The following is a 20,296-nucleotide window of genomic DNA, read 5'->3' as shown; positions in this document are numbered from 1 at the left end:
ATTCTCGCCGGATGCCCAGCAGACCGCAGGCCGTGCTGTTCGACTCCGGCGGCGTCCTGATGCAGCCCAAGGGCGGCCGATGGAACCCGCGCGCCGATTTCGAGGACATCATGCGCGAACACTTTCCCGCGCTCACCGACGAGGATCTGGCTGGAGCGATCGCGGTCGGCGACGTGTTCATGGCGGCGGCCGCCGATGCCACCACGCCCGACTACGACGACTTTCACCGGGCCATCTTGAGCCACCTCGGCATCACCGGAACCCCGGAACTGCTGGCCGATCTGCGACGGCCGGTGCCCCCGGCGTCCATCCTGGAAGTCTTCCCCGAAGTGCTGCCGACTCTGCGTACGCTGCGCGAACGGGGAGTCCGCATGGCGGTCGTCTCCGACGCCTGGCCGGAGCTGCCCGAGCTACACCGAGCGCTGGGACTGCACGGGTTCTTCGAGGCGTACGCCATCTCGGCGCTGGTCGGCTGCCACAAGCCCGATCCCCGGATGTACCGGCACGCCAGCGACGCCCTCGGCTTGGCGCCCGAACAGTGCCTGTTCGTCGACGACGCGCCGGACCTGGTCGAGGCGGCGCTCACCCTGGGTTACCAGGGCCGGGCAGTGCTGCGTACGCCGCCGGAACGGCCGTGCCCGGTCGACTGGGTCACGGGGATCGATCAGCTCCTGCCGCTGGTCCAGCCGGCGGCTTAGCGGCGACCGACGCCGGCACGCTCAGCGACCGGTTCCACCGCAGGGACAGCACCACCGCGGCGACCGCGAGCAGCGTACCGAGCAGGACGAACCACACGCTGATCTCGACCTTCTTCAGCTGCCCGACGAAGTTGCTCGGCAGATCGGTCAGCACGTCCTGCAACTGCTCGGCGTCCTCGGCCCGGAAGTACTCGCCGCCGGTGATCTCGGCGACCTTCTCCAGGGTGTCCTCGTCGATCTGCTGAACGCGGCCGCCGCCGAACCCTCCCCCGAAACCGCCGCCGAACCGGCCGCCGTCGCTGCCGAAGGCGGAGCCGTCGCTGATCTGATCGGCCGAGCACACCATCGGCGCGGGCTGCGTCGTGCCGAAGCCGATCGTGTAGACCCGCAGACCGCGCGCGGACGCCTGCTCGGCGGCGGTCACCGGTTCGACGCCCTGGGTGTTCGCACCGTCGGTCAGCACGACGATGGTGTCGGCCTGATATTCGGCCGGGGCGCCGGAGGGTGCGGGCGAGGCCTCCTCGGCGGCGGTCACCCCGGTCGGCGGCACGGCTGGATTCGTCTCGGCGATCGCGTCGATCGACGTCAGGATCGCCTGCCCGATCGCGGTGCCCCGGCCGGTACGCAGCCCGTCGATCGCCTTCAGCAGCTTGTCCTGATCGGTCGTCGGCTCGACCAGCATGGCGGCGATGCCGGAGAAGGTGACCAGGCCGATCTTCGTCTCGCCGCCCTCGGCCTTGATGAACTCGCGAGCGGCCGCCTGCGCGGCGGTGATCCGGTTCGGCTGCACGTCGGTGGAGCACATCGACCGGGAGACGTCGATCGCGAGCAGGATCGACGTGGCGTTGGCCGGTACGCGTACCGCGGCCTGCGGGCGCGCCGCCCCGATGGCCAGGAACACCAGCGCCGCCGAGAACAGGATCACCGGGATGCGCCGCCGCCACGACGTACGCCCGGGGACGGCCGCCCGGATCAACGCGAGGCTGGAGACACGTACCGCGTACCGGCGACGTCGGCGGTTGGCCCACCAGCGGGCGGCCAGCAACAGCGGGACGACGAGGAGGGCGGCCAGCGCCCACGGCCAGCTGAGCGACATCAGACGATCCTTCCGTGCCAGCTGATCATCAACAGGCCGCCCGCGGTGAGCAGGACCAGTGCCGCGACGGCCAGGACGCCGGTCAGCTCGACGGTCTCCGGACGGGTGGTGATCCGCAGGTCGATGGAGCGGTGGATCTGGTTGATCTGGTCGGTGTCGGAGGCGGGGTGGTAGGAACCGCCGGTGGTCGCGGCGAGGTCGGTCAGCACGTCCTCCCGTAGCGCGGTCGCGACCTGGTAGCCGTCCGCCTTGACGGTGGTGCCCTGCGCGGTGCCGATGCCCACGGTCTCGATGCGTACGCCCGCCGTGGCGGCCAGGTCGGCCGCGGTCTGCACGCCGCCGCTGCCGTCGCCGGCGGCTCCGCCCCCGCCGCCGCCACCTCCGCCCGAGGTGTCCTCGCCGTCGGAGAACAGGACGATGGTCGCCGACCCCCAATAGCCGAGATCCGGGGCCTGACCGTCGGCGGGCAGGGCGACCGGCTTACCCACGATCGCCGTCAGCGCGACGAGGATGGCCTGCCGCAACGAGGTGCCACCGGCGGCCGAGGCCCGGTCGATGGCCGACAGCACCGCGTCGTGGTCGGCCGTCGGAGCCTGGGTGGCCAGCCCGTCCTGGCCGAACACGACGACACCCATGTCCACGGTGCTCGGTTGGGCTGCGACGAACCCGGCCGCGGCGGTCTTGGCGGCCGACAGCCGGTTCGGTTTCACGTCGTCGGCGGTCATGCTCTGCGACACGTCTAGGACCAGGATGACCGTGCCGGACACCCGCGGCACGTTGACCTCGGCCGCCGGCCGGGCCAGCGCCAGCAGCAGCAACGGCAACGCCGCCAGGAACAGCGCGTACGGCAGATGCCGCCGGCGACCGGCCGGGCCGGAGAAGGCCGTCAGGTCGAGCCCGGCCGCTCGCAGCGCGGCGGACCAGCGGCGCAACAGCACCACGTACGCGGTGATCGCGGCCGCCGTGAGCAGCACCGCGACCACCGCGAGAAGCGGGTACATCACCGTCATGGGCGTCTCCGATGCGAGTCCTGAACCATCTCCACCAGCGCCCGCAGCAGGTCGGCGTCGGTCGTGATCCGATGGGCGGTGACCCGGGCCTGCCGCATCGTCTCGGTCAGCGCCGACTCGCGCGCGTCCACCTCGGCGGCCAGCCGCCGGCGCAGCAGGGGATCGCTGGTGTCGACGAGGATCTGCTCGCCCGTCTCGGCGTCCTCGACCACGACCAGGCCCACGTCGGGCAGGTCCAGCTCGGCCGGGTCGACCAGGCGCACCACGACCACTTCGTGCCGGTACGCCAGTTGGCCGAGCGCCCGCTCCCAGCCCGCCTCGCCGATGAAGTCGGACAGCACGAAGACCAGGCTGCGTCGCCGGGCGGCGCCGGCCACGGTACGCAGCATCCCCGCCAGGTCGGTCGTGCTGCCCCGGGTCGGGCCGGCGTCGGTCCGATCCAGCTCATGGGCTATGCGCAGGGCCTGCGTACGCCCGGTCTTGGGGTGGATGACGCGCTGGAAGTGGTTGTCGTAGAACACCGCGCCGACCCGGTTGCCGTTCTGCGACAGCAGCCGGGCCAGGCAGATCGCGAGGTCGCCGAGGACCGCGTCCTTGCCGGGGCCGACCCCACCGCGCATCGAGGCCGACCGGTCCAGGACCAACCAGGCGGTGAGGTCGCGTTCCTCGGTGTACTGCCGGACGAACGTCTCATCCATCCGGGCCGTGACGTTCCAGTCGATGTGCCGGACGTCGTCCTCGGACGTGTAGGTCCGCAGGTCGGTGAAGTCGATCCCGGCGCCGTGCCAGACCGTGCGATTGGCGCCCTGCAGCCGCCCGTCGAGCTTGCGGACCACCTGCCATTCCAGGCGTCGCAGCAACCGGTCGGAGGCCAGGCTCATGGCTACCGGGCCTGCATCGCGATGTCGGGCACCGGCAGCGCGAGCAGCACCTCGGTGAGGATCGCGTCGGCGCTCACCTCGTCGGCCAGTGCCTCGTAGGACAGCACCAGCCGATGGCGCAGGATGTCCAGGGCCAGGTCGGTGAGGTCCTGCGGCACGGCGTAGTCGCGGCCGCGCAGGAACGCCAGCGCGCGAGCGGCCAGCACCAGGTTGATCGAGGCACGCGGGCTCGCCCCGTAGGTCACGTAGCGGCTCAGCTTGTCGAGTCCGACCAGCGCGGGCGTACGCGTAGCGGTGGTCAGGCGCACGGCGTACTCGATCAGGGCCGGGTCGACGTAGACCTGGTCGACCTGCTGCTGCAACGCCACCAGCCGAGCGGGGTCGATGATCGCCTGGATCGCGGCCGCGGCCTTGAGCGCACGCTCGACGACGACGAACTCCTCGGTCGCGCTCGGATAGCCGACCAGCACCTTCATCATGAACCGGTCGACCTGCGCCTCCGGCAGCGGATAGGTGCCGTCGGACTCGATCGGGTTCTGCGTCGCCATGACCAGGAACGGCTCCGGCACACGATGCGTCTCGCGTCCGATGGTGACCTGGCGTTCCTGCATGACCTCCAGCAACGCGCTCTGCACTTTCGCCGGCGCTCGGTTGATCTCGTCGGCGAGCAGCAGGTTGGTGAAGACCGGGCCGAGCGACACCTGGAACTCGCCGCTGTGCTGGTGGTAGATCCGGGTGCCGACGATGTCGGCCGGGACCAGGTCCGGGGTGAACTGGACACGGTGGAACTGGCCGCCGATCGCCTCGGCCAGCGACTTGACCGCCAGGGTCTTCGCCAGCCCGGGCACGCCCTCGACCAGGATGTGCCCGCGGGCCAGCAGCGCGACCACGAGCCGCTCCAGCAGGACGTCCTGACCCACGATGGTCTTCTTGACCTCGTAGAAGACCTGTTCGACCAGGGTCGAGCCGGGCGCTGCGGAACCGTTGGGCTGCAAAGCTTCCTCCTGCCGTGGAACTGCTAGATCTGGGGTGGCCGCTCGCCGCCGGCGCCGACGGCCGTGCCGATCGGCACCGCGAAGCCGATGCCGATGAAGGTGCCGTCCTTGGTCGGGTTGGCCAGCGCGACGACCACGCCGACGACCTGCCCGGCCGCGTTGAGCAGCGGGCCGCCGGAGCTGCCCGGGTTCACCGCCGCGTCGAACTGGATGAGCCCCTTCAGGTCGGCCTTGCCCTCGCGGGTCAGCGACCGGTTCAGCCCCGAGACCACACCGGTGGTGGTGCTCAGGGTCAGCCCGAGCGGGTTGCCGATGGCGATGACGTCGTCGCCGACCGCAGCACCTCCGCCGAGCACCGCCGGCACCACCACCGACGGCAGCTGGTCCGGCAGGAGCACGGCGATGTCGGTGGCGGCGTCGGACGCGGCGACCTGCGCTTTCGCCTGGGTGCCGTCGGCGAAGACGACCTGGATGGCGGTCGCGCCGTCGACCACGTGCAGCGCGGTCAGGATGTTGCCGTCGGCGTTCACGATGACACCGGTGCCCGAGGCGCTCTCCGTCTTGGAGACCGAGGTGATCGAGACGACCGACGGCGCCAACGCCGAATAGACCTCACTGACCGTCGGCGGAGCGGTCGCGCTCGGTGACGCCGACGGCCGGGCCACCGGCGTCTCGTCCCGGTCGCCCGCCCCCCACCGGTACGCGATCACGGCGGTTCCCACCAGCGCCACGACCAGGATCGCAGCCGGCAGAGCTCTTCCGAGTCGCCTTCGCATCCTTCGAGACTAGATCGGCGACCTCAAAGCCCGGTAGGAGGCAGCTTTGCCAATTACAACGGCGATTTACGCGCGATGATCATTCCACGGGGGATGTTCTCTCCTGCCTGCGTCTTGCGGCGCACCGTGACGTGCACGTCGAAACCGTTGCGCTCCAACGCTTCGGTCATCACCTCCGGCGACCGGAAGTAGTAGTTCAACGCGAAGGTGAGGCCGAACGCCTCGGTGCGCAGCACGTGCTCGTCGCGATCCATGAAAAACAGCAGCAGCTCACCGCCGGGCCGCAGCACTCGATGGAACTCGGCGAGCACGACGGGCAACGCCTCGTCGGGAATGTGGATGATCGAGTACTGGGCCGACAGGCCGGCGAGCGACCCGTCCGCGATCGGCAGCGCCGTCATCGACGCCTCGGTGAACGACAACTCCGGAAAGCGCTCGCGAGCCAAGGCGAGCATCCCAGGCGACAGATCTACCCCGAACACGTCGAGCCCGAGTTTGCGCAGGTCCGCCGTCCCTGTGCCGGTGCCGCAGCCGACGTCGGCGACCGGCCCGGACCCGGCGGACCGGACGAGATCGGCGAAGGCGCCGAGCAGCGCCCGTTCGACCGGGATGCCGTCGAGCCCGTCGTGGAACTGCTCGGCGTACGCCGGGGCCATGGTGTCGTAGGCGGCGCGGGTGCTCTCCAGAAACGTCACCCGGTGAGCCTAATGATCTGGTCCGACACCATGATGTCCGGATGATCTCCGCAATCGTCGTACGCCCAGCCGGCCTCGCCGACACGGACGATGTCCGCGCGGTCGGCCTCGCCGCGTGGCCGCCCACCTACACTCCGCTGACCGGCCCCGAATACGTGCGGTGGGCGCTGGCCAACTGGTGGTCGGTCGAGGCCACCGCTCGCGGCATCGCGGCCGGCGACGTCCTGGTCGCCGAGGTCGACGACCGGATCGTCGGCATGGCCGGTTTGGGTGAGAAGGACGGCGTACCGGTGTTGTGGAAGCTGTATGTGCTGCCCGAGACGCAGGGCTCCGGCGTGGGTTCGGCCCTGATGACGGCGGTGTTCGAGCGACTGCGCGGCCAGGGAGCGGATCGGCTGCGCCTGGAATACCTGGACGGCAACGACCAGGCGGCCGCGTTCTACCGCGCACAAGGGTCCCGGGAGATCGGCCGCACCACCGATCCCGACCACCCCGCCCTGCCACAAGACGTGTGGATGGAAGCCGCCTTCTAACGTCTGCGGCGCTTAGGGGAGCCGGATGGTCAGCACTCCGGCCAGGTCGATGTCGTCGGAGCGGCCGCCGAAGCCGGACTCGGAGACGAGCCGCGCGCCCAGCACGGTGCTCCAGAAGGTACGCGTCTCGGCTTCCGGCGTGCGGTCGACCACCCAGCCGCGCCGGGTCATTACGCCGGTGAGATAGCGCTCGGCCTGCCGAAACAGAATCGCCAGATTGTGCTGGGCGACTGCGCGCAGTTCCGGGCGGCGGCCCGCGATCGACATCGCCTGTACCGCGAGCGGCACCGTCGGCAGCGCCAACGCCGCCCTGGCCAGGACGATGCGAAACGACTCCGGCGTGCGCTGGCGGCGGCCGAGCGGCTCCAGCCGGGCCGCGTCCCGCAGCAGGAGAAGGAAGGCGGCGTGAACGAACAGGCCGTCTTTGGAGGTGAAGTAGTAGGTGATCTGGTGCGGGTGGGCGCCGGCCGCTGCGGCGATCTCCGCCACGCTCACCGCGTCGCCGCCACGGGCGGCGAACAGGTCGGCGGCCCGTTCCAAGATCTGCGCCCGCGTACGCCGGCCTCGGGCTCGGGGCGGTTCGGCGACCTCGGACGGCCTGTTCGCGGTGGACATGCCATAGTTGTATGCGATACAACTATCGCGACGCAACCCAACCCGTTCGAGAGGCCACCACCATGAACGCGCAGGACGTCGTCGTCACCGGGCTCGGTGCCACCACCCCAATGGCCGGTGACGTGGCCGGGCTCTGGGCCGGCCTGCTCGCCGGCAACTCTGGCGTACGCCGCATCGACGACCTGCTCGAAGGCGTGCCGTTCGGCGACGAGATGCCGACCCGCATCGCCGCGCCGATGGCGGTCTCCCCCGACGGCGTCCTGCCCCGGGTGCAGGCCCGCCGGATGGACCGGTGCCAGCAGGCCGCCCTGGTCGCGTCCCAGCAGGCCTGGGAGGACGCCGGCCGGCCCGAGGTCGACCCGGTACGCCTCGCCGTCGTGATCGGCACCGGCATCGGCGGCGTCGGCACCCTCCTCGGCATGGACGACCTGCTGGAGGAGAAGGGGCCCGGCCGGATCTCACCGTTGACGGTGCCGATGCTGATGCCCAACGGCCCGGCAGCGTGGGTGAGCCTGGAGTACGGAGCCCGCGCGGGCGTCTACACGACCGTGTCCGCCTGCGCGTCCGGGGCCGAGGCGCTCGCCTTGGGCGCCCGGTTGATCCGCGAGGATGAGGCCGACGTCGTGATCGCCGGCGGCGCCGAGGCGGCCATCAACCCGTTGACCATCGCCGGGTTCGCCCAAGCGCGTACCCTCTCGAAGCGAAATGACGACCCCGCGCGGGCCTCGCGCCCCTTCGACGTGGACCGGGACGGGTTCGTGCTGGGTGAGGGCGCGGGCGCGATGATTCTGGAGCGGGCCGACTTCGCCGCGGCGCGCGGTGCTCGTGTGCTGGGCCGCCTGGCCGGGTTCGGCATCACCGCGGACGCGCACCACATCACCGGCCCCGACCCGACCGGCGCGGGCCAGATCCGGGCGATCCGCAAGGCCGTCCGCGACGGCGGCCTGGAACCCTCCGATGTGGATCATGTGAACTGCCACGCCACGTCGACGGTGGTGGGCGACGTCTACGAAGCGGTCGCGATCCGGGCGGCGCTGGGCGACAAGCCCGTGCTCACCGCCCCGAAGTCGAGCCTGGGCCACCTGGTCGGCGCGGCGGGCGCGGTCGAGGCGATCATCACGCTGCTGTCGGTGGCGCACGGCGTCATCCCGGCGACGCTCAACCTGGCGGAGAAGGCGGCCGACGTCCCCCTGGACGTCGTGACCGGATCGCCGCGCGAGATGACTGTCGGCGCCGCGATCTGCAACTCGTTCGGCTTCGGCGGCCAGAACGTGTCGCTCCTGTTCACCTCGGTGTGACGGATCACCGACACCACCTGACGGCCCGCCAGCTCGGCGGGCGGGCCGATCAGTTCGGAGTGACCGTCTGCAACAGCCCATGCACGAAGCGGTAGCCGGCGTCACCGGTCTCCACCAGCCAGTGCGCGGCCGTCTGCGGATCGACCTGACGCGCGTCCGGATGAGCGGCGAGGACGTCGCCGATGACGCTGCGCCACGGCTCGATCGGCGTCGGCTCCGGCGCGCCTGTCCGCACGAGCTGACCGCGGAGCACGAAGCCCTCGTGACCGGTGATCGCCTCCCACGACAGGTCCGGCCACAGCCCGCCGAAGTGCCACAAATGCGCCGTGACCTCGGCGTCGCCGACGCTGATCAGGCGCGCGGCGTCGGACGGGCCGAGCACCGCCCGCAACAGCTGGAGCCCCTGCGGAGCCGTACGCGATCGCAGCATCCGCTGCCACCGGGTGTGCGCGTCCAGGTACTCCCGCCGGGTCGCACCCAACCGCGGATAGGCCTCCTCGACCAGGTCAGGCCGCAGATCCGCCATCCGGCGCAGCAGCATCAACTGGAACTCGCGGCGTGCGTACCCGATCACAACGAGCAGCCTATGAGCACCTTGCCCGCATTCACTAGCATGCTCCCCATGTCACGGACACTCCGCGCGGTAGCCGCGCTGTCTTTGCTCGCGATCGTCGTCAGTGGATGCTCGAAGAAGGACGACCCGACGCCCACCCAGTCGGCGAGCACGCTGCCCAACGGCGCGACCCTGCTCACCGAGGCGGCGGTGGCGATGGCGACCGTGAAGACGGCCCACTTCACCCTCAGCGTCGACGGCGACATCGAGAACCTGTCGATCAGCAAGGCCGAGGGCGACCTGACCCGCGAGGGCAACGCCAAGGGCACGGCCACCCTCACCCAGAGCGGGCTGAAGGTCGAGACCGAGTTCGTCATCGTCGGCCAGGACGCGTACCTCAAGGGCCCGACGGGCGGCTTCACCAAGGTGCCGCTGTCGTTCGCCGCCACCGTCTACGACCCGTCGGCGATCCTCGACCCGACCCGGGGCGTGGCCAACCTGCTGAAGGTCGCGAAGAACCCGCAGACCACGGCCCAGGAAGGCAACGCGTACAAGGTGACCTTCGAGCCCGACGCGACCGCGTTGCAGGCCGTCGTCCCGACCAAGGTCACCGGCATCACGGCCGCCGTCTGGATCGACTCGGCCACCAAGCAGGTCACCAAGGGCCAGTTCACGGTGCCGGCCTCGGGCGGCAAGCCGGGCGGCACGATCAACGTCACGTTCTCCAACTACGACGCTCCCGTGACCATCAGTGCCCCCTAAGCTCGTACGCCCCCGGCTGACGCTGGGAGCCGGCGGCCTGGCCGTCCTGCTCGGCGCGCTCGACGCGTACGTGCTGGTCTCGCTGCTGACCTCGGTCGTCACCGATCTCGACATCCCGATCAACCACCTCGAGCGGGCGACCCCGGTCATCACCGGATACCTGCTCGGCTATGTGGCCGGGATGCCGCTGCTCGGCCGGCTGTCCGACCGGTACGGCCGCCGTGTGGTCATCCTGGCCTGCCTGGTGGCGTTCGCCCTCGGGTCGGTCGCGACCGCCTCGGCGACCGGGATCGTCCAACTCGTCGCCGGCCGGGGCCTGCAGGGCCTGGCCGGCGGCGCCCTGCTGCCGGTGACGATGGCGCTGGCGGCGGACGTCTTCGGCGACCGCCGCCGCGCCGCCGCGCTCGGCTGGGTCGGAGCCGCACAGGAACTTGGTGCGGTCCTCGGACCGCTGTTCGGTGCGGCCGTCGGTGGTTGGCTGGGCTGGCGTGGCATCTTCTGGCTCAACCTGCCGCTGGCGGCGTTGTGCGCGCTGGCGGTCTGGTTCGCCCTGCCTGCTCGGGACAGCGCCCTGCCTGCTCGGGACAGCGCCCTGCCTGCTCGCGACAGCGCCCTGCCCAATCATGACGACGCCCTGCCCGCCCGCGACACCGCCCTGCCCGCCCCAGACGACGCGACCGCCGGAGACAAGGCAACGGGACGGCCGAAGGTCGACGTCGTGGGCGGCGTCCTGCTCGCGATCGCCTTGGGCCTGCTCGTGGCGGGCCTCTACAACCCCGAACCGGAGCACCAGGTGCTCCCGTCCTGGGGTCTGCCCACTCTCGGCGCGGGTGTGCTGGCGTTGATCGGGTTCGCCGTCTGGGAGTCCCGGGCGAAGGTGATGCTCATCGACCTCACGGGCGTGCGGCGTACGCCGTTCTTCGGATCGCTGCTGGCCAGCCTCTGCGCTGGGGCGGCGCTGCTGGTGACCCTGGTCGACGTGCAACTGGTCGCGCAGACCGTCTTCGGCAAGTCGGCGTGGGACGGCACCCTCCTGCTCACCCGATTCCTCGTCGCGCTGCCGGTCGGCGCGGTCCTCGGCGGTCTGCTGCTGCGGTTCGCCGGCGAACGGGTGCTGACCGTCCTCGGGCTGCTGCTCAGCGCGGGGGCGTACCTGCTGATCGCGGGGTGGCCGGCCGACGCGCTCGCCGCCCACCACCCGCTGGGGCTGCCCAGGGTGGACACCGATCTCGTGCTCGCCGGGCTGAGTCTCGGCCTGGTCATCGCACCGTTGTCGGCGGTCGTCCTCCGGGTCGTGCCGGCCGCGCAACGAGGTGTCGCCTCGGCCGCGCTCGTGGTCTCGCGGATGATCGGCATGCTCTTCGGCGTCGCCGCCCTGTCCGCGTGGGGATTCCACCGGTTCCGGGAACTCACCGCCACCTTGAACACCCCGCTGCCGTTCGGAGTGTCCGAAGAGGACTTCCAACGGCAGATGACCGCGTACGAGCAGGCCCTGCGGGCGGCCTTGCAGACCGAGTACCGCGAGATCTTCCTCGCGACCGCGGTGATCTGCGTGGTCGGCGCGATCGGCGGCCTGCTGCTCGGCGGCGACAGTTCAGACCGGCGTCGCCTGGAGGTCACCGCGGACCGTTAGACCAGGCGGCATGGATCGCAGAACACTTCTCCGCGGCGGGCTCGCCGCGACCGGCGGCATCGTCACCGGGGGCGCGCTGTTCCAGGGCGCCCCCGCGTTCGCCGCCAGCGGCCGTCCCCTGCTCACCCACGGCGTCCAGAGCGGCGAGCCGCGCGCCACGTCCGCCCTCGTCTGGAGCCGCGCCGACCGGCCCAGCCGGCTGCTCGTCGAGGTCTCGCTCCGGCCGGACTTCCGCGGGGCCCGCCTGGTCCGCGGCCCGGTGGTCACCCCCGAGACCGACTTCACCGGCCGGGTCGCCCTCCGCGATCTGCCGCCGGGCCGTCGCGTCTTCTATCGGGTACGCGCAGAGTCGCTGGACGCCCACGGCAGGTGCGGCGAGGCGGTGGCGGGAGAGCTGAGCACGGCGCCGGTCGGCCGTCATTCGGGCGTCCGCTTCGTCTGGACGGGCGACATCGCCGGCCAAGGCTGGGGCATCAATCCCGACCTGGGCGGCATGCGGATCTTCGACGCCATGGACCGGCTGAACCCCGATTTCTTCCTGTGCAGCGGCGACACCGTGTACTCCGACGGCCCGCTCACCGAGCGCGTGACGCTCCCCGACGGACGCATCTGGCGCAACGTCGTCACGGCGGAGAAGAGCAAGGTCGCCGAGACGCTGACGGAGTACCGGGGTCAGTTCGCGTACAACCTGCTCGACGACAATCTGAAGCGGTTCGCCGCCCGGGTGCCGCAGATCAACCAGTGGGACGACCACGAGGTCCGGAACAACTGGTTCCCTGGCCAGATCCTCGACGACGCCCGGTACGCCGAGAAGAACGTCGACGTGCTCGCCGCGCGCGCCCGCCAGGCGTTCTTCGAGTGGGTGCCGATCGCGTCCGGCGAGGTCTACCGCAGCTTCTCCTACGGTCCGCACGCCGACGTGTTCGTCCTCGACATGCGCACCTACAAGGATCCGAACGACGCCAACGTGTACGCCGACCCGGCGCGCGGCCTGCTCGGCGAAACTCAGCAGAAGTGGCTGATCGACGGGCTGACCCGGTCGACGGCGACCTGGAAGATCATCGCCAACGACCTGCCGCTCGGCCTGGTCGTCCCGGACGGGGCGAACCTGGAGGGCGTGGCCCAGGGCGACAACGGCACGCCCAGGGGCCGGGAGCTGGAGTTCGCCGAGGTGCTGCGGACGGCGTACCGGCGAGGGGTGACGGGCATCGTCTTCCTGACCGCCGACGTGCACTACACCGCCGCGCACCACTACGACCCGGCGCGCGCAGCGGTCGGCGACTTCGCGCCGTTCTGGGAGTTCGTTTCAGGCCCAGCCAACGCGGGCGCGTTCGGCCCGAACAAGCTCGACGGCACGTTCGGCCAGGAGGCGGTCTTCGTGCACGCCCCGCCGGCCGCCAACACCTCGCCGCTGGACCCGGCGTACCAGCACTTCGGCGAGGTCGACATCGACGGCCGCTCCGGCGCGCTGACGGTCTGCCTGCGGGACGGCTCCGGAACCTCGCTGTGGTCGACCACTCTGGACGCCCCAGCCTGATTCAGTCAGATCCGGTGCTGTTCAGGCGTCGCCCGCGATGGAATCCCCGTCGCGGGCGGCGCTTTCCTCCGCACCGGCGGTGCCACGCACGACGTGCCAGGCGACCACTGCCAGCCACGCCGCGCCGGTGGCGGCCAAGAGACGTTCCAGCAGTCCGCCGATGGCGGTTTCGCTCGCGACGACCAGCCCGAGCAGCAGGACGATGAAGCCGACGCCGGTCAGCCAGGTCGGCCGGACGAGGCGCTCCCAGCCCGGCGTACGCCGCATCGCCGAGGCGGTGACGAACAGCGCCGCGACGAAGATGAAGATCCCGGCGCTGCTGAGGATCGAGTCGAGCGCGCCGCCCAGATTGGCCACCTGATCCGCACCGGTGCAGCCCGGATCGGCCAGCCGGCAGGCCTCCCGCTCGAACGGCGACAGCAGGTCGCCGAGCCCGTAGATGGACAGCGTCACCAGGATCGAGGCGACCGTGCCCCAACTCCCGGCGGCGGCCAGCGCGGGACGCAGCGCGAGCAGCCCGAACAGGACGGTCGCCAGCCCGCACGCCGTCAACACGATCACCAGGAGCACGCCGTGCGGGGCGCCGACGGCGTACATGTCACTGATCGTGTGCGCGAGCGCGTCGTACCGCGGCCCCTGCCACAGCGCCGCGAGCAGCCAGCTCGCCACGAAGACCGGTTGCGCCAGCAGGCCCGCCCAGGCGCTCCATCGAACCACCCGACTGTCCACGCGCACAGGATAGGCGCGTGTCGCCGTCGGCAGTGGCCCGGCGCAACGGGGAGACGAAGACGGGAAGTCCCGGACCCGCGGACGCTCACTCGGTCGCCGCCGTCGTGGCCGACGACGCCACCGGCGAAGGGGCGGCCGGAGCGGGCCGCGGTGTGAGCCGGGTCAGGGCGACGCCGCCGAGGACGACCGCCATCCCCAGCAGGACCCGGGGAGTCAGCGACTCGCCGAGGAACACCGCCCCGAGCGTCACCGAGACGACCGGCAACAGGTAGCCCACGGTGGCGGCGCTGGTGGCGCCTTCGTCGGCGATGAGCCGGAAGCTCAGGTGGAAGGTCAGTCCGGTGGCGAAGACCCCGAGGACGACGACGGCGGCCAGGCCCGCGAGGGTGGGCGTACCGGGGTCGCCGAAGGGCAGTGCCGGAACCGTCCACACCGCTGCCGTGCCGAGTTGGGCGGCCGACAACGCGAGCGGCGCGGCCCGGCCGGTCAGCCGCCGCTCCATGTACGCGAACGCGACGGCATAGCTGGCCGCCGCCCCGAGCAACGCGACCGCGCCCCAGGTACGCAGTCCCCCGTCCCGCCACGGCTCGAAGATCACCAGTACGCCGCCGAAGCCGAGCAGCAGCCCGGTCAGCCGCACCGGCCGCAGGCCGCGTTCGCTGCCGAGCAGCACCGACCACAGGGGTGTCGTCGCGTTCAGGACGCCGGCGGTGCCCGACGAGACGGTGCGCTCACCGAGACCGAACAGGAAGAAGGGCAGCGCGTTGCACAGCAGCGCGGCCAGTCCCAGCCGTCGCCACGTCACCACGTCGCGGGGCAGCCGCTGCCGGGCGAGCAGCGCCAGGACGAGCAGGAAGGCCGCGCCCGCCGCCGCCCGGCCGAAGGTGAGCTGCGCCGGGGTCAGCCCGCCGCGGAGGGCGAGCTTGATCCAGAGGAAGCCTGATCCCCAGAGCACGGCGAGGATCAGGATGCGGGCGGTGGCGACCATGACTTCACGGTCGCGCGGCCGACCCGGAAGAACAAGTAAATCTTTCCCGCCCACTGTTAAGCTGAGCTACATGCTCGACGTACGCCGCATGCAGATCCTCCGCGAGGTGGTCGACAGCGGTTCGGTGACCGCCGCCGCGACCCGGCTCGGCTACACCCCGTCGGCGGTGAGTCAGCAGGTCGCCGCGCTGGAGCGGCAGGCCGGGACCGCGCTGCTGGAACGGATCGGCCGAGGCGTACGCCCGACGGCGGCCGGCCGGCTGCTCACCGAGCGGGCGACCGCGATCGATCAGCAGGTCGCGGCGGCCGAGACGGAGCTGGCCGAGCTGCGCGCCGGACGTGGCGGGCGGCTGTCCGTACGCTATTTCGCGACCGCCGGGGCGGGTCTGGTGGCGCCGGCCGTCGCCCGGCTGCACCGCGATCGGCCCGGCATCGGGCTGGAGCTGCGCCTGTCCGACCCCGGCGATCCGCTGCCCGAGGTGGCTCAGGGGCAGGCCGACCTGGCGGTCGTCGTCGGGCGGCCCGGCGACGTGCCGGACGGCGTACACCTGGTGCATCTGCTCGACGACGCGTACCACTTGGTCGTGCCGAAGGACCACCGGCTGGCCGCGCGGCGAGTCGCGGAGCTGGCGACGGTGGCGGGCGAGCGGTTCGTGGGCAGTGAGCCGCCGGGGCCGTGTCTCGACGCGATGCTGACCGGCTGCGCGGCGGCCGGGTTCGTCCCGGAGTTCGCCGTGCCGAGCGAGGACTACGCCACCGCGCAGGGGTTCGTCGCGGCCGGGCTCGGCATCGCGCTCATCCCGGAGATGGGGCTGCGGCGGCGCGATCCGGGGGTGGCGGTGCTGCGGCTGCGGACGCCGCAGCCGGTCCGCGCGGTCTACGCCGCGGTCCGCCGCTCGTCGCTCGGCCAGCCCGCGCTCGAGCTACTGCTGGGGGCGCTGCGCGACACGGCGCGTGGCGCGTAGCACCTTCCAGACCATGCGCGGCTTGAACAGCACGCTCGGCGGCAGCACCAGATGTTGTACGCGGTTGAAGGTGACCCGGACCTCGGCGTCACGCATGGCGGCGAGCAGCATCCGCTTGGAGTACCGGTTCAGCAGGTCGATGAGCGGCGGCTTCGGGCCGGTCGTCTCGGGGAAAGCGAAGTCGCCCCCGGCGGCGAACCGCCACGGCACCGCGAGGATCCCGGCCGCCCGCCGGTAGTACTCCGTGGCCAGGCGAGCGGAGACGGCACCGTGTTTGTCCAGCAGCGAGCCCAGCTCGACGGCTTCCAGCGCGGCGCAGGTCATGCCCTGGCCGTAGATCGGATTGAAGCTGCACAACGCCTCGCCGAGCGTGACGTAGCCGGCCGGGTGCCGGTCCAGCTTCTCGAAGTACCGGCGCCGGCTGGCCGGGAAGGCGTGCACGAACACCTCTGACAGCGGCTCGGCCCGGCTCGCCAGGTCGGCGAAGGCCGGATGGGGCATCGCCGCCAGGTGCCGGGCGAACCCTTCCTCGTCCCGGGGGTACGCACCGTGCCAGGCCCCGGCCATGACGAGCCACCGGTCACCCTCGATCGGCAGCAGCAGCCCGGTGAGGTTGGCGTGCGGCGGCATCGGGAACGCGAAGACGGCCTCGCCATCGGTGACGTCGTCCGGCTTGCGGGGGTAGACACGGGTGGCGTACCCGACGCCGACCTTCACCTCGGCCGGCTCCGGGCTCGGGAAACCCAGGTCGCCGAGCCACCGGTCGGACCGGGAACCCCGGCCGGAGCAGTCGGCCACCAGCGACGCCGGAAGCAGCTCGCCGGTGGCCAGGCGTACGCCGTCGACCCGGCCCGAGCCGGTCAGCCCGGACACCGCCACGCCGTCGCGGACCTCGACGTTGGGCAGCAGGCGATCCCGGAGGGTCTGCTCCAGCAGCGGACGGCTGAACGAGACCAGCCGCAGCCCGCTCTCGACTCGTGGCCATAGTTCGCCGAACCGGTGCATCCGCAGGTCGAGCCCGGGATCGAAGGGCACCGCCCCGGCCGCCACGAGGGCGTCGGCGAACCCCGGGAACAGCTCGGTCAGCGCCGCCTGACCGGCGGCGAGAAGCACGTGCCCGTGACTGCCCTGCGGTACGCCGCGACGGGTCTGCGGCTCGCCGGGCAGGGTGTCCCGCTCGATCAGCGTGACCCGGCCGAACCGGCCGGCGAGCGCCTGGGCGGCGGCGAGCCCCGCCACCCCCGCTCCGATGACGACGGCGTGCTCCTCCGCGAACGACACGGCCCCACCGTATCAGGGATCGACCGTCCGAGATGGACTGCGACTATGCTGGGCGGATGGACCTCGTCGACCGCGTACGCGCCATCTTCCTGGCGTTTCCGGAGGTGACGGAGCGGCCCAGCCACGGCGCCCCGACCTGGTTCGTCCGGGACAAGAAGTCGATCGCCACGCTGTGGGCGGACGGGCACCACGACGACGACTTCCCGCACCTGTGGGCGGCCGCGCCGCTGGGCGCGCAGCAGGAGCTGATCGCGATCAACCCGGACCGCTACTTCCGGCCGCCCTACGTCGGCCATCGGGGCTGGGTCGGCGTACGCCTCGACGGTGAGATCGCCTGGGACGAGCTGGCCGAGATCGCCGAGGACGCGTACCGCGTGATCGCACCTAAGTCCCTGGTGGCGAAGCTAGACGGGCGCTGACGCGAGCACGGCGTACGCCTCCTTGGGCCGCCACGTCCCGTCGGGATGGACGGCGACCATGCCGTAGCCGGCCGTGTCCAGGTTGTGCTCGGGCCGGTCGTCCCACGGGTAGAGGTAGCTGGCCCAGGTGAAGACGAAGGCCCCGTCGATCGGCTCGTCGCGGTAGATCGCCAGCAGCTCGGCCAGCTCCGTTGCCTGCTCCGTCTCGTCCCGGACGGTCCCGGCGGCGAGCCGGGCCGGCGTCGCCGACCGGTCGATCGCCGCCCAGCCCATCCCGCCCCGGTCCGCCGCACCCCGGTAGGTGCAGCAGCCGAACTCGGTCAGCACCACCGGCTTGCCATGCCGGGCGTAGTCGCGCAGCAGCTGCCGGTACTTCGTCCGGTTCTTCGCGCTGCGGTAGAGGTTGATCCCGACGATGTCGAACGGCGTCCAGTCGACCCGCTCCCACGAGCCGGCGGCATACGTGACCAGCCCACCGAACCGCTCCCGGGTCACGGCGACCGCCTTCGCCAGGTACGCGTTGAGCCGCTTGTGCGGATCACCGGTCCGCAGCATGCCCAGGAGCAGCCGCACCGGGCGGGACGCGAGGGTGATCCGGTCGAGGGTGGTCTCGCCGGGAAAGAAGCCGTGCTGGAACAGGGTCGCCTCCAGCCCGGCCACGAACACGACCTCGCCGCTGGCGCGCAGCTGTTCGGCCAGCGCCGCCGTCTCCCCCACGTACGCCAGCGCCTCAGCTTCGCGCAGGTTGCCCCGCACCGGCGACAGATAGACGGCCAGCCCCAGCTCATGGGCGATCCGGGCGGCGACGGCCAGCCGGTCCGGGTCTTCGCCGGAGATGCGGACGGCGTCGCAGCGCAGGTCGGTCGCGATCGCGGTCAGCTCGGCGCGGGCGGTCGCCACGTCGAACGTCGGCCGGGACAGCCGACCGGCGATCATCTCGGCTCCGACGTCGTAGTTCATGCCTCGGATGCGCATCCCAACCCCTAACAATTTGATACAGCGTATCACTGCGATACACTGTATCGCATGGCTCTGGTGTGGGAGCGGCCGGTCGCCGAGCGCCGCCGCAGCGTTCCGCTCGACCGCGACCGGATCGTGGCGACCGCGGTCGCGCTCGCCGATCGCGACGGACTCGACTCGGTCACCCTGCGCCGGGTGGCGGCCGACCTGGACGTGCTGCCGATGCGGCTCTACACGTACCTGGCGACCAAGGACGACCTGCTGGACCTGTTGGCTGACTGGGCGTACGGACTGGTCGAGCTGCCCGGTCCCCGGACGGCGTGGCGACCCGCACTGCGCAAGGTGGCCCGGGAACTGCGGTCGATCTCCACCGGCCATCCGTGGGTGATCACGCTGTTCGGCACGCGCTCGCCGTACGGCCCCAACGGCCTGCGACTGGTCGAGCGGGTCTGGTCGACGCTCTACGACCGCGCCCCCGACCCGGCGTCCGCGGCGGCGGCGTGCACCGCGTTCATCGGGTACGTCACCGGGGCGCTGGCCCAGGAGGCGGGTGCGCCGGACTCCCCCGACGTTCAGCGATACCTCGCCACGGCGGTCGGCGGCGGGGCGTACCCGACACTCGCTCGGGCGTTCGCCGAGCTGGGCCCGGCCGACACCTTCATGGGCGGGCTCGACGTGGTCCTGGATGGCATCGCCGCCCGCCTCAGCGCGCCGGCCGCACCGCCTCGCTGATCACTCGCCCTTCGCGCCGCTGATCACTCGCGTCGCTGATCGCTCACCCCGCTGATCACTCGCGTCGCTGATCACTCACCCCGTTGATCTCTCAGCCCGCTGATCATGGAGTTTCCGGCTCCGACACACCGTCGAGACCACGGTTGACTCCATGATCAACAGGGAGGGGGCGAGGGCGCGGGTGGATGGGAAGGGCCGCCGGGTGGGCGAAGAAGAGAGCGGACAGTTCGGGGGCCAGCAGGAGGGGCAGCACGAGGAAGGTGGCGTACTGGAGCGGCCAGGCCGCCAGCACGGCCGCCGGAACTCCGGCCACCCGACCACCCGGCCAGTTCTGGTACGCCCAATGCCGGTGCACGGCGTTCTGCAGCTCCATCAGCACGCCGAAGACCGCCGACGCCCCGGCGATCGCGATCAGCGGCGTCCAGTAGCCGCGCCGGATCGAGCCGAGCAGCGACGACCGGCCCCACCGGGACAGCAGCGCCTCGGCGGTCGCCCACACGCCCAGGAACGCGATGAGGGCGTACCAGAACGGGGGCGCGTGGCCGACCGGGTGCTGGACGGCCAGCACGTAGCCTTGCGCGTACCAGTGGAGGTAGAGCAGGAGCGCCGCGAGCAGCGCGGAGCCCCCGAGAAGGAAGAGTCCCGCGGGCCGGCGTGGGACCACGGAGCGTGACGGGCGCGCGATCCGGTCGAGGATGGCCTTGACCGCCAGATAACTCTCCACGATGGACAGCCAGTAGAAGGCGAAGCCGGGCACCACGATCAGCGCGTAGAGCCAGGCAGTCCAGTACGGATAGATCCACAGTCGGCCGAGCCACTCCGCCACCAGCTCCATGACCAGGCCCGCCGCCGCTCCGGCGAGCAGGACGCGGGCGAAGCGGGCCGGATCGGCGACCGCGAGCGCCCACAGCGACGGCGCGCCCAAACGGCGGCAGATCCCCTCACCGAGCAGGATCACCCCGGTCGTGAACAGGGTGGCCGAGAAACCGAGGACCACCACCGGGACGATCGGCAGACCGAGGACGAGGTCGGTGGGCCGGTCGTACACCCGGGACGGCACCAAGAGCTGGCCGCACGAGGCGACCAGGCAGAACAGACCGGCCCAGACGGCGGCGTTCATACTCACCAGTCTGCTCCGCTT

General features: G+C 71.5%; 22 protein-coding genes. 9 read left to right on the top strand and 13 right to left on the bottom strand.

Going from position 1 to position 20,296, the window contains the following annotated elements; translation table 11 throughout:
* The first annotated feature begins 11 nt into the window (after positions 1–11).
* On the top strand, positions 12–698 hold the full coding sequence (locus HDA40_RS37060; RefSeq protein ID WP_253762536.1) for an HAD family hydrolase: 687 nt from the start codon (positions 12–14) through the stop codon (positions 696–698).
* On the opposite strand, the gene HDA40_RS37055 is transcribed toward HDA40_RS37060, so the two are convergent.
* The 6 genes from HDA40_RS37055 to HDA40_RS37030 are packed head-to-tail and all read right to left on the bottom strand — an operon-like array spanning position 652 to position 6,151.
* On the bottom strand, positions 652–1,794 hold the full coding sequence (locus HDA40_RS37055; protein WP_253762535.1) for a VWA domain-containing protein: 1,143 nt from the start codon (positions 1,792–1,794) through the stop codon (positions 652–654). The genes HDA40_RS37060 and HDA40_RS37055 overlap by 47 nt on opposite strands.
* Positions 1,794–2,804 carry a VWA domain-containing protein gene (locus HDA40_RS37050; RefSeq protein ID WP_253762534.1) on the bottom strand — a complete coding sequence of 337 codons (1,011 nt, stop codon included), beginning with the start codon at positions 2,802–2,804 and terminating at the stop codon, positions 1,794–1,796. The genes HDA40_RS37055 and HDA40_RS37050 overlap by 1 nt, the downstream gene beginning before the upstream one ends.
* The gene (locus tag HDA40_RS37045; protein WP_253762533.1) at positions 2,801–3,685 is read right to left on the bottom strand and encodes a DUF58 domain-containing protein; all 885 of its coding nucleotides are present in this window, start codon (positions 3,683–3,685) and stop codon (positions 2,801–2,803) included. The genes HDA40_RS37050 and HDA40_RS37045 overlap by 4 nt, the downstream gene beginning before the upstream one ends.
* Before the next feature lie 2 nt (positions 3,686–3,687).
* The gene (locus HDA40_RS37040; protein WP_253762532.1) at positions 3,688–4,680 is read right to left on the bottom strand and encodes an AAA family ATPase; all 993 of its coding nucleotides are present in this window, start codon (positions 4,678–4,680) and stop codon (positions 3,688–3,690) included.
* A gap of 23 nt (positions 4,681–4,703) precedes the next feature.
* Entirely contained in the window at positions 4,704–5,456 is a 753-nt protein-coding gene (locus HDA40_RS37035; protein ID WP_253762531.1) for a S1C family serine protease, read from the bottom strand.
* 53 nt (positions 5,457–5,509) lie between these two features.
* Positions 5,510–6,151 carry a class I SAM-dependent DNA methyltransferase gene (locus HDA40_RS37030; RefSeq protein ID WP_253762530.1) on the bottom strand — a complete coding sequence of 214 codons (642 nt, stop codon included), beginning with the start codon at positions 6,149–6,151 and terminating at the stop codon, positions 5,510–5,512.
* Positions 6,152–6,192: 41 nt separating this feature from the next.
* Here HDA40_RS37030 and HDA40_RS37025 point away from each other — a divergent pair, with 41 nt between their 5' ends.
* Positions 6,193–6,684 carry a GNAT family N-acetyltransferase gene (locus HDA40_RS37025; protein ID WP_253762529.1) on the top strand — a complete coding sequence of 164 codons (492 nt, stop codon included), beginning with the start codon at positions 6,193–6,195 and terminating at the stop codon, positions 6,682–6,684.
* A 12-nt stretch (positions 6,685–6,696) separates the two neighbouring features.
* Here the strand turns inward: HDA40_RS37025 and HDA40_RS37020 are convergent, their stop codons facing one another.
* Positions 6,697–7,299, bottom strand: coding sequence for a TetR/AcrR family transcriptional regulator C-terminal domain-containing protein (locus HDA40_RS37020; RefSeq protein ID WP_253762528.1), 603 nt, complete (start codon positions 7,297–7,299; stop codon positions 6,697–6,699).
* 62 nt (positions 7,300–7,361) lie between these two features.
* Here HDA40_RS37020 and HDA40_RS37015 point away from each other — a divergent pair, with 62 nt between their 5' ends.
* On the top strand, positions 7,362–8,597 hold the full coding sequence (locus HDA40_RS37015) for a beta-ketoacyl-[acyl-carrier-protein] synthase family protein (RefSeq protein WP_253762527.1): 1,236 nt from the start codon (positions 7,362–7,364) through the stop codon (positions 8,595–8,597).
* Between the two features lie 49 nt (positions 8,598–8,646).
* Here the strand turns inward: HDA40_RS37015 and HDA40_RS37010 are convergent, their stop codons facing one another.
* A complete protein-coding gene (locus tag HDA40_RS37010; RefSeq protein WP_253762526.1) occupies positions 8,647–9,171 on the bottom strand; it encodes a hypothetical protein in 525 nt (174 codons plus the stop codon).
* Between the two features lie 48 nt (positions 9,172–9,219).
* Between HDA40_RS37010 and HDA40_RS37005 the strand changes: the two genes are divergently transcribed.
* From HDA40_RS37005 to HDA40_RS36995, 3 genes are read left to right on the top strand one after another with little or no spacing between them, the layout of a single operon-like run.
* The gene (locus tag HDA40_RS37005; RefSeq protein ID WP_253762525.1) at positions 9,220–9,912 is read left to right on the top strand and encodes an LppX_LprAFG lipoprotein; all 693 of its coding nucleotides are present in this window, start codon (positions 9,220–9,222) and stop codon (positions 9,910–9,912) included.
* Positions 9,902–11,545, top strand: coding sequence for an MFS transporter (locus tag HDA40_RS37000; RefSeq protein ID WP_253762524.1), 1,644 nt, complete (start codon positions 9,902–9,904; stop codon positions 11,543–11,545). The genes HDA40_RS37005 and HDA40_RS37000 overlap by 11 nt, the downstream gene beginning before the upstream one ends.
* 10 nt (positions 11,546–11,555) lie before the next feature.
* Positions 11,556–13,082, top strand: a complete 1,527-nt coding sequence (locus HDA40_RS36995) for an alkaline phosphatase D family protein (RefSeq protein WP_253762523.1) — start codon at positions 11,556–11,558, stop codon at positions 13,080–13,082.
* A gap of 21 nt (positions 13,083–13,103) precedes the next feature.
* On the opposite strand, the gene HDA40_RS36990 is transcribed toward HDA40_RS36995, so the two are convergent.
* Entirely contained in the window at positions 13,104–13,811 is a 708-nt protein-coding gene (locus HDA40_RS36990) for a DUF998 domain-containing protein (protein WP_253762522.1), read from the bottom strand.
* An 85-nt stretch (positions 13,812–13,896) separates the two neighbouring features.
* A complete protein-coding gene (locus HDA40_RS36985) occupies positions 13,897–14,799 on the bottom strand; it encodes a DMT family transporter (RefSeq protein ID WP_253762521.1) in 903 nt (300 codons plus the stop codon).
* A 70-nt stretch (positions 14,800–14,869) separates the two neighbouring features.
* On the opposite strand from HDA40_RS36985, the gene HDA40_RS36980 reads away from it, so the two are divergent.
* Entirely contained in the window at positions 14,870–15,763 is an 894-nt protein-coding gene (locus HDA40_RS36980) for a LysR family transcriptional regulator (protein WP_253762520.1), read from the top strand.
* On the opposite strand, the gene HDA40_RS36975 is transcribed toward HDA40_RS36980, so the two are convergent.
* A complete protein-coding gene (locus HDA40_RS36975) occupies positions 15,722–17,044 on the bottom strand; it encodes an FAD-dependent oxidoreductase (protein WP_253762519.1) in 1,323 nt (440 codons plus the stop codon). The two genes, HDA40_RS36980 and HDA40_RS36975, sit on opposite strands and share 42 nt — an antisense overlap.
* A 56-nt stretch (positions 17,045–17,100) precedes the next feature.
* Here HDA40_RS36975 and HDA40_RS36970 point away from each other — a divergent pair, with 56 nt between their 5' ends.
* Positions 17,101–17,463: an MmcQ/YjbR family DNA-binding protein gene (locus HDA40_RS36970; protein WP_253762518.1), complete on the top strand. Its 363-nt coding sequence runs from the start codon at positions 17,101–17,103 to the stop codon at positions 17,461–17,463.
* On the opposite strand, the gene HDA40_RS36965 is transcribed toward HDA40_RS36970, so the two are convergent.
* The gene (locus HDA40_RS36965) at positions 17,449–18,438 is read right to left on the bottom strand and encodes a glycoside hydrolase family 113 protein (protein ID WP_253762517.1); all 990 of its coding nucleotides are present in this window, start codon (positions 18,436–18,438) and stop codon (positions 17,449–17,451) included. The two genes, HDA40_RS36970 and HDA40_RS36965, sit on opposite strands and share 15 nt — an antisense overlap.
* A gap of 51 nt (positions 18,439–18,489) precedes the next feature.
* Between HDA40_RS36965 and HDA40_RS36960 the strand changes: the two genes are divergently transcribed.
* Complete coding sequence (locus tag HDA40_RS36960; protein ID WP_253762516.1) at positions 18,490–19,155, top strand: TetR/AcrR family transcriptional regulator; 666 nt, start codon at positions 18,490–18,492, stop codon at positions 19,153–19,155.
* 103 nt (positions 19,156–19,258) lie between these two features.
* On the opposite strand, the gene HDA40_RS36955 is transcribed toward HDA40_RS36960, so the two are convergent.
* Positions 19,259–20,275: a hypothetical protein gene (locus HDA40_RS36955; protein WP_253762515.1), complete on the bottom strand. Its 1,017-nt coding sequence runs from the start codon at positions 20,273–20,275 to the stop codon at positions 19,259–19,261.
* Positions 20,276–20,296: the final 21 nt, after the last annotated feature.

This window comes from Hamadaea flava (assembly GCF_024172085.1).
Classification (GTDB): Bacteria; Actinomycetota; Actinomycetes; order Mycobacteriales; family Micromonosporaceae; genus Hamadaea; species Hamadaea flava.
Note: the sequence above shows the minus strand (reverse complement) of the source record. Positions and strands in the feature narration are given on the sequence as shown.

What these genes read in the sequence shown, in the direction of transcription:
- HDA40_RS37060 (WP_253762536.1), top strand. Translation starts at nt 12, where the DNA reads ATGCCCAGCAGACCGCAGGCCGTGCTGTTCGACTCCGGCGGCGTCCTG.
- HDA40_RS37055 (WP_253762535.1), bottom strand. Translation starts at nt 1,794, where the DNA reads ATGTCGCTCAGCTGGCCGTGGGCGCTGGCCGCCCTCCTCGTCGTCCCG.
- HDA40_RS37050 (WP_253762534.1), bottom strand. Translation starts at nt 2,804, where the DNA reads ATGACGGTGATGTACCCGCTTCTCGCGGTGGTCGCGGTGCTGCTCACG.
- HDA40_RS37045 (WP_253762533.1), bottom strand. Translation starts at nt 3,685, where the DNA reads ATGAGCCTGGCCTCCGACCGGTTGCTGCGACGCCTGGAATGGCAGGTG.
- HDA40_RS37035 (WP_253762531.1), bottom strand. Translation starts at nt 5,456, where the DNA reads ATGCGAAGGCGACTCGGAAGAGCTCTGCCGGCTGCGATCCTGGTCGTG.
- HDA40_RS37025 (WP_253762529.1), top strand. Translation starts at nt 6,193, where the DNA reads ATGATCTCCGCAATCGTCGTACGCCCAGCCGGCCTCGCCGACACGGAC.
- HDA40_RS37020 (WP_253762528.1), bottom strand. Translation starts at nt 7,299, where the DNA reads ATGTCCACCGCGAACAGGCCGTCCGAGGTCGCCGAACCGCCCCGAGCC.
- HDA40_RS37015 (WP_253762527.1), top strand. Translation starts at nt 7,362, where the DNA reads ATGAACGCGCAGGACGTCGTCGTCACCGGGCTCGGTGCCACCACCCCA.
- HDA40_RS37005 (WP_253762525.1), top strand. Translation starts at nt 9,220, where the DNA reads ATGTCACGGACACTCCGCGCGGTAGCCGCGCTGTCTTTGCTCGCGATC.
- HDA40_RS36995 (WP_253762523.1), top strand. Translation starts at nt 11,556, where the DNA reads ATGGATCGCAGAACACTTCTCCGCGGCGGGCTCGCCGCGACCGGCGGC.
- HDA40_RS36985 (WP_253762521.1), bottom strand. Translation starts at nt 14,799, where the DNA reads ATGGTCGCCACCGCCCGCATCCTGATCCTCGCCGTGCTCTGGGGATCA.
- HDA40_RS36980 (WP_253762520.1), top strand. Translation starts at nt 14,870, where the DNA reads ATGCTCGACGTACGCCGCATGCAGATCCTCCGCGAGGTGGTCGACAGC.
- HDA40_RS36970 (WP_253762518.1), top strand. Translation starts at nt 17,101, where the DNA reads ATGGACCTCGTCGACCGCGTACGCGCCATCTTCCTGGCGTTTCCGGAG.
- HDA40_RS36965 (WP_253762517.1), bottom strand. Translation starts at nt 18,438, where the DNA reads ATGCGCATCCGAGGCATGAACTACGACGTCGGAGCCGAGATGATCGCC.
- HDA40_RS36960 (WP_253762516.1), top strand. Translation starts at nt 18,490, where the DNA reads ATGGCTCTGGTGTGGGAGCGGCCGGTCGCCGAGCGCCGCCGCAGCGTT.
- HDA40_RS36955 (WP_253762515.1), bottom strand. Translation starts at nt 20,275, where the DNA reads ATGAACGCCGCCGTCTGGGCCGGTCTGTTCTGCCTGGTCGCCTCGTGC.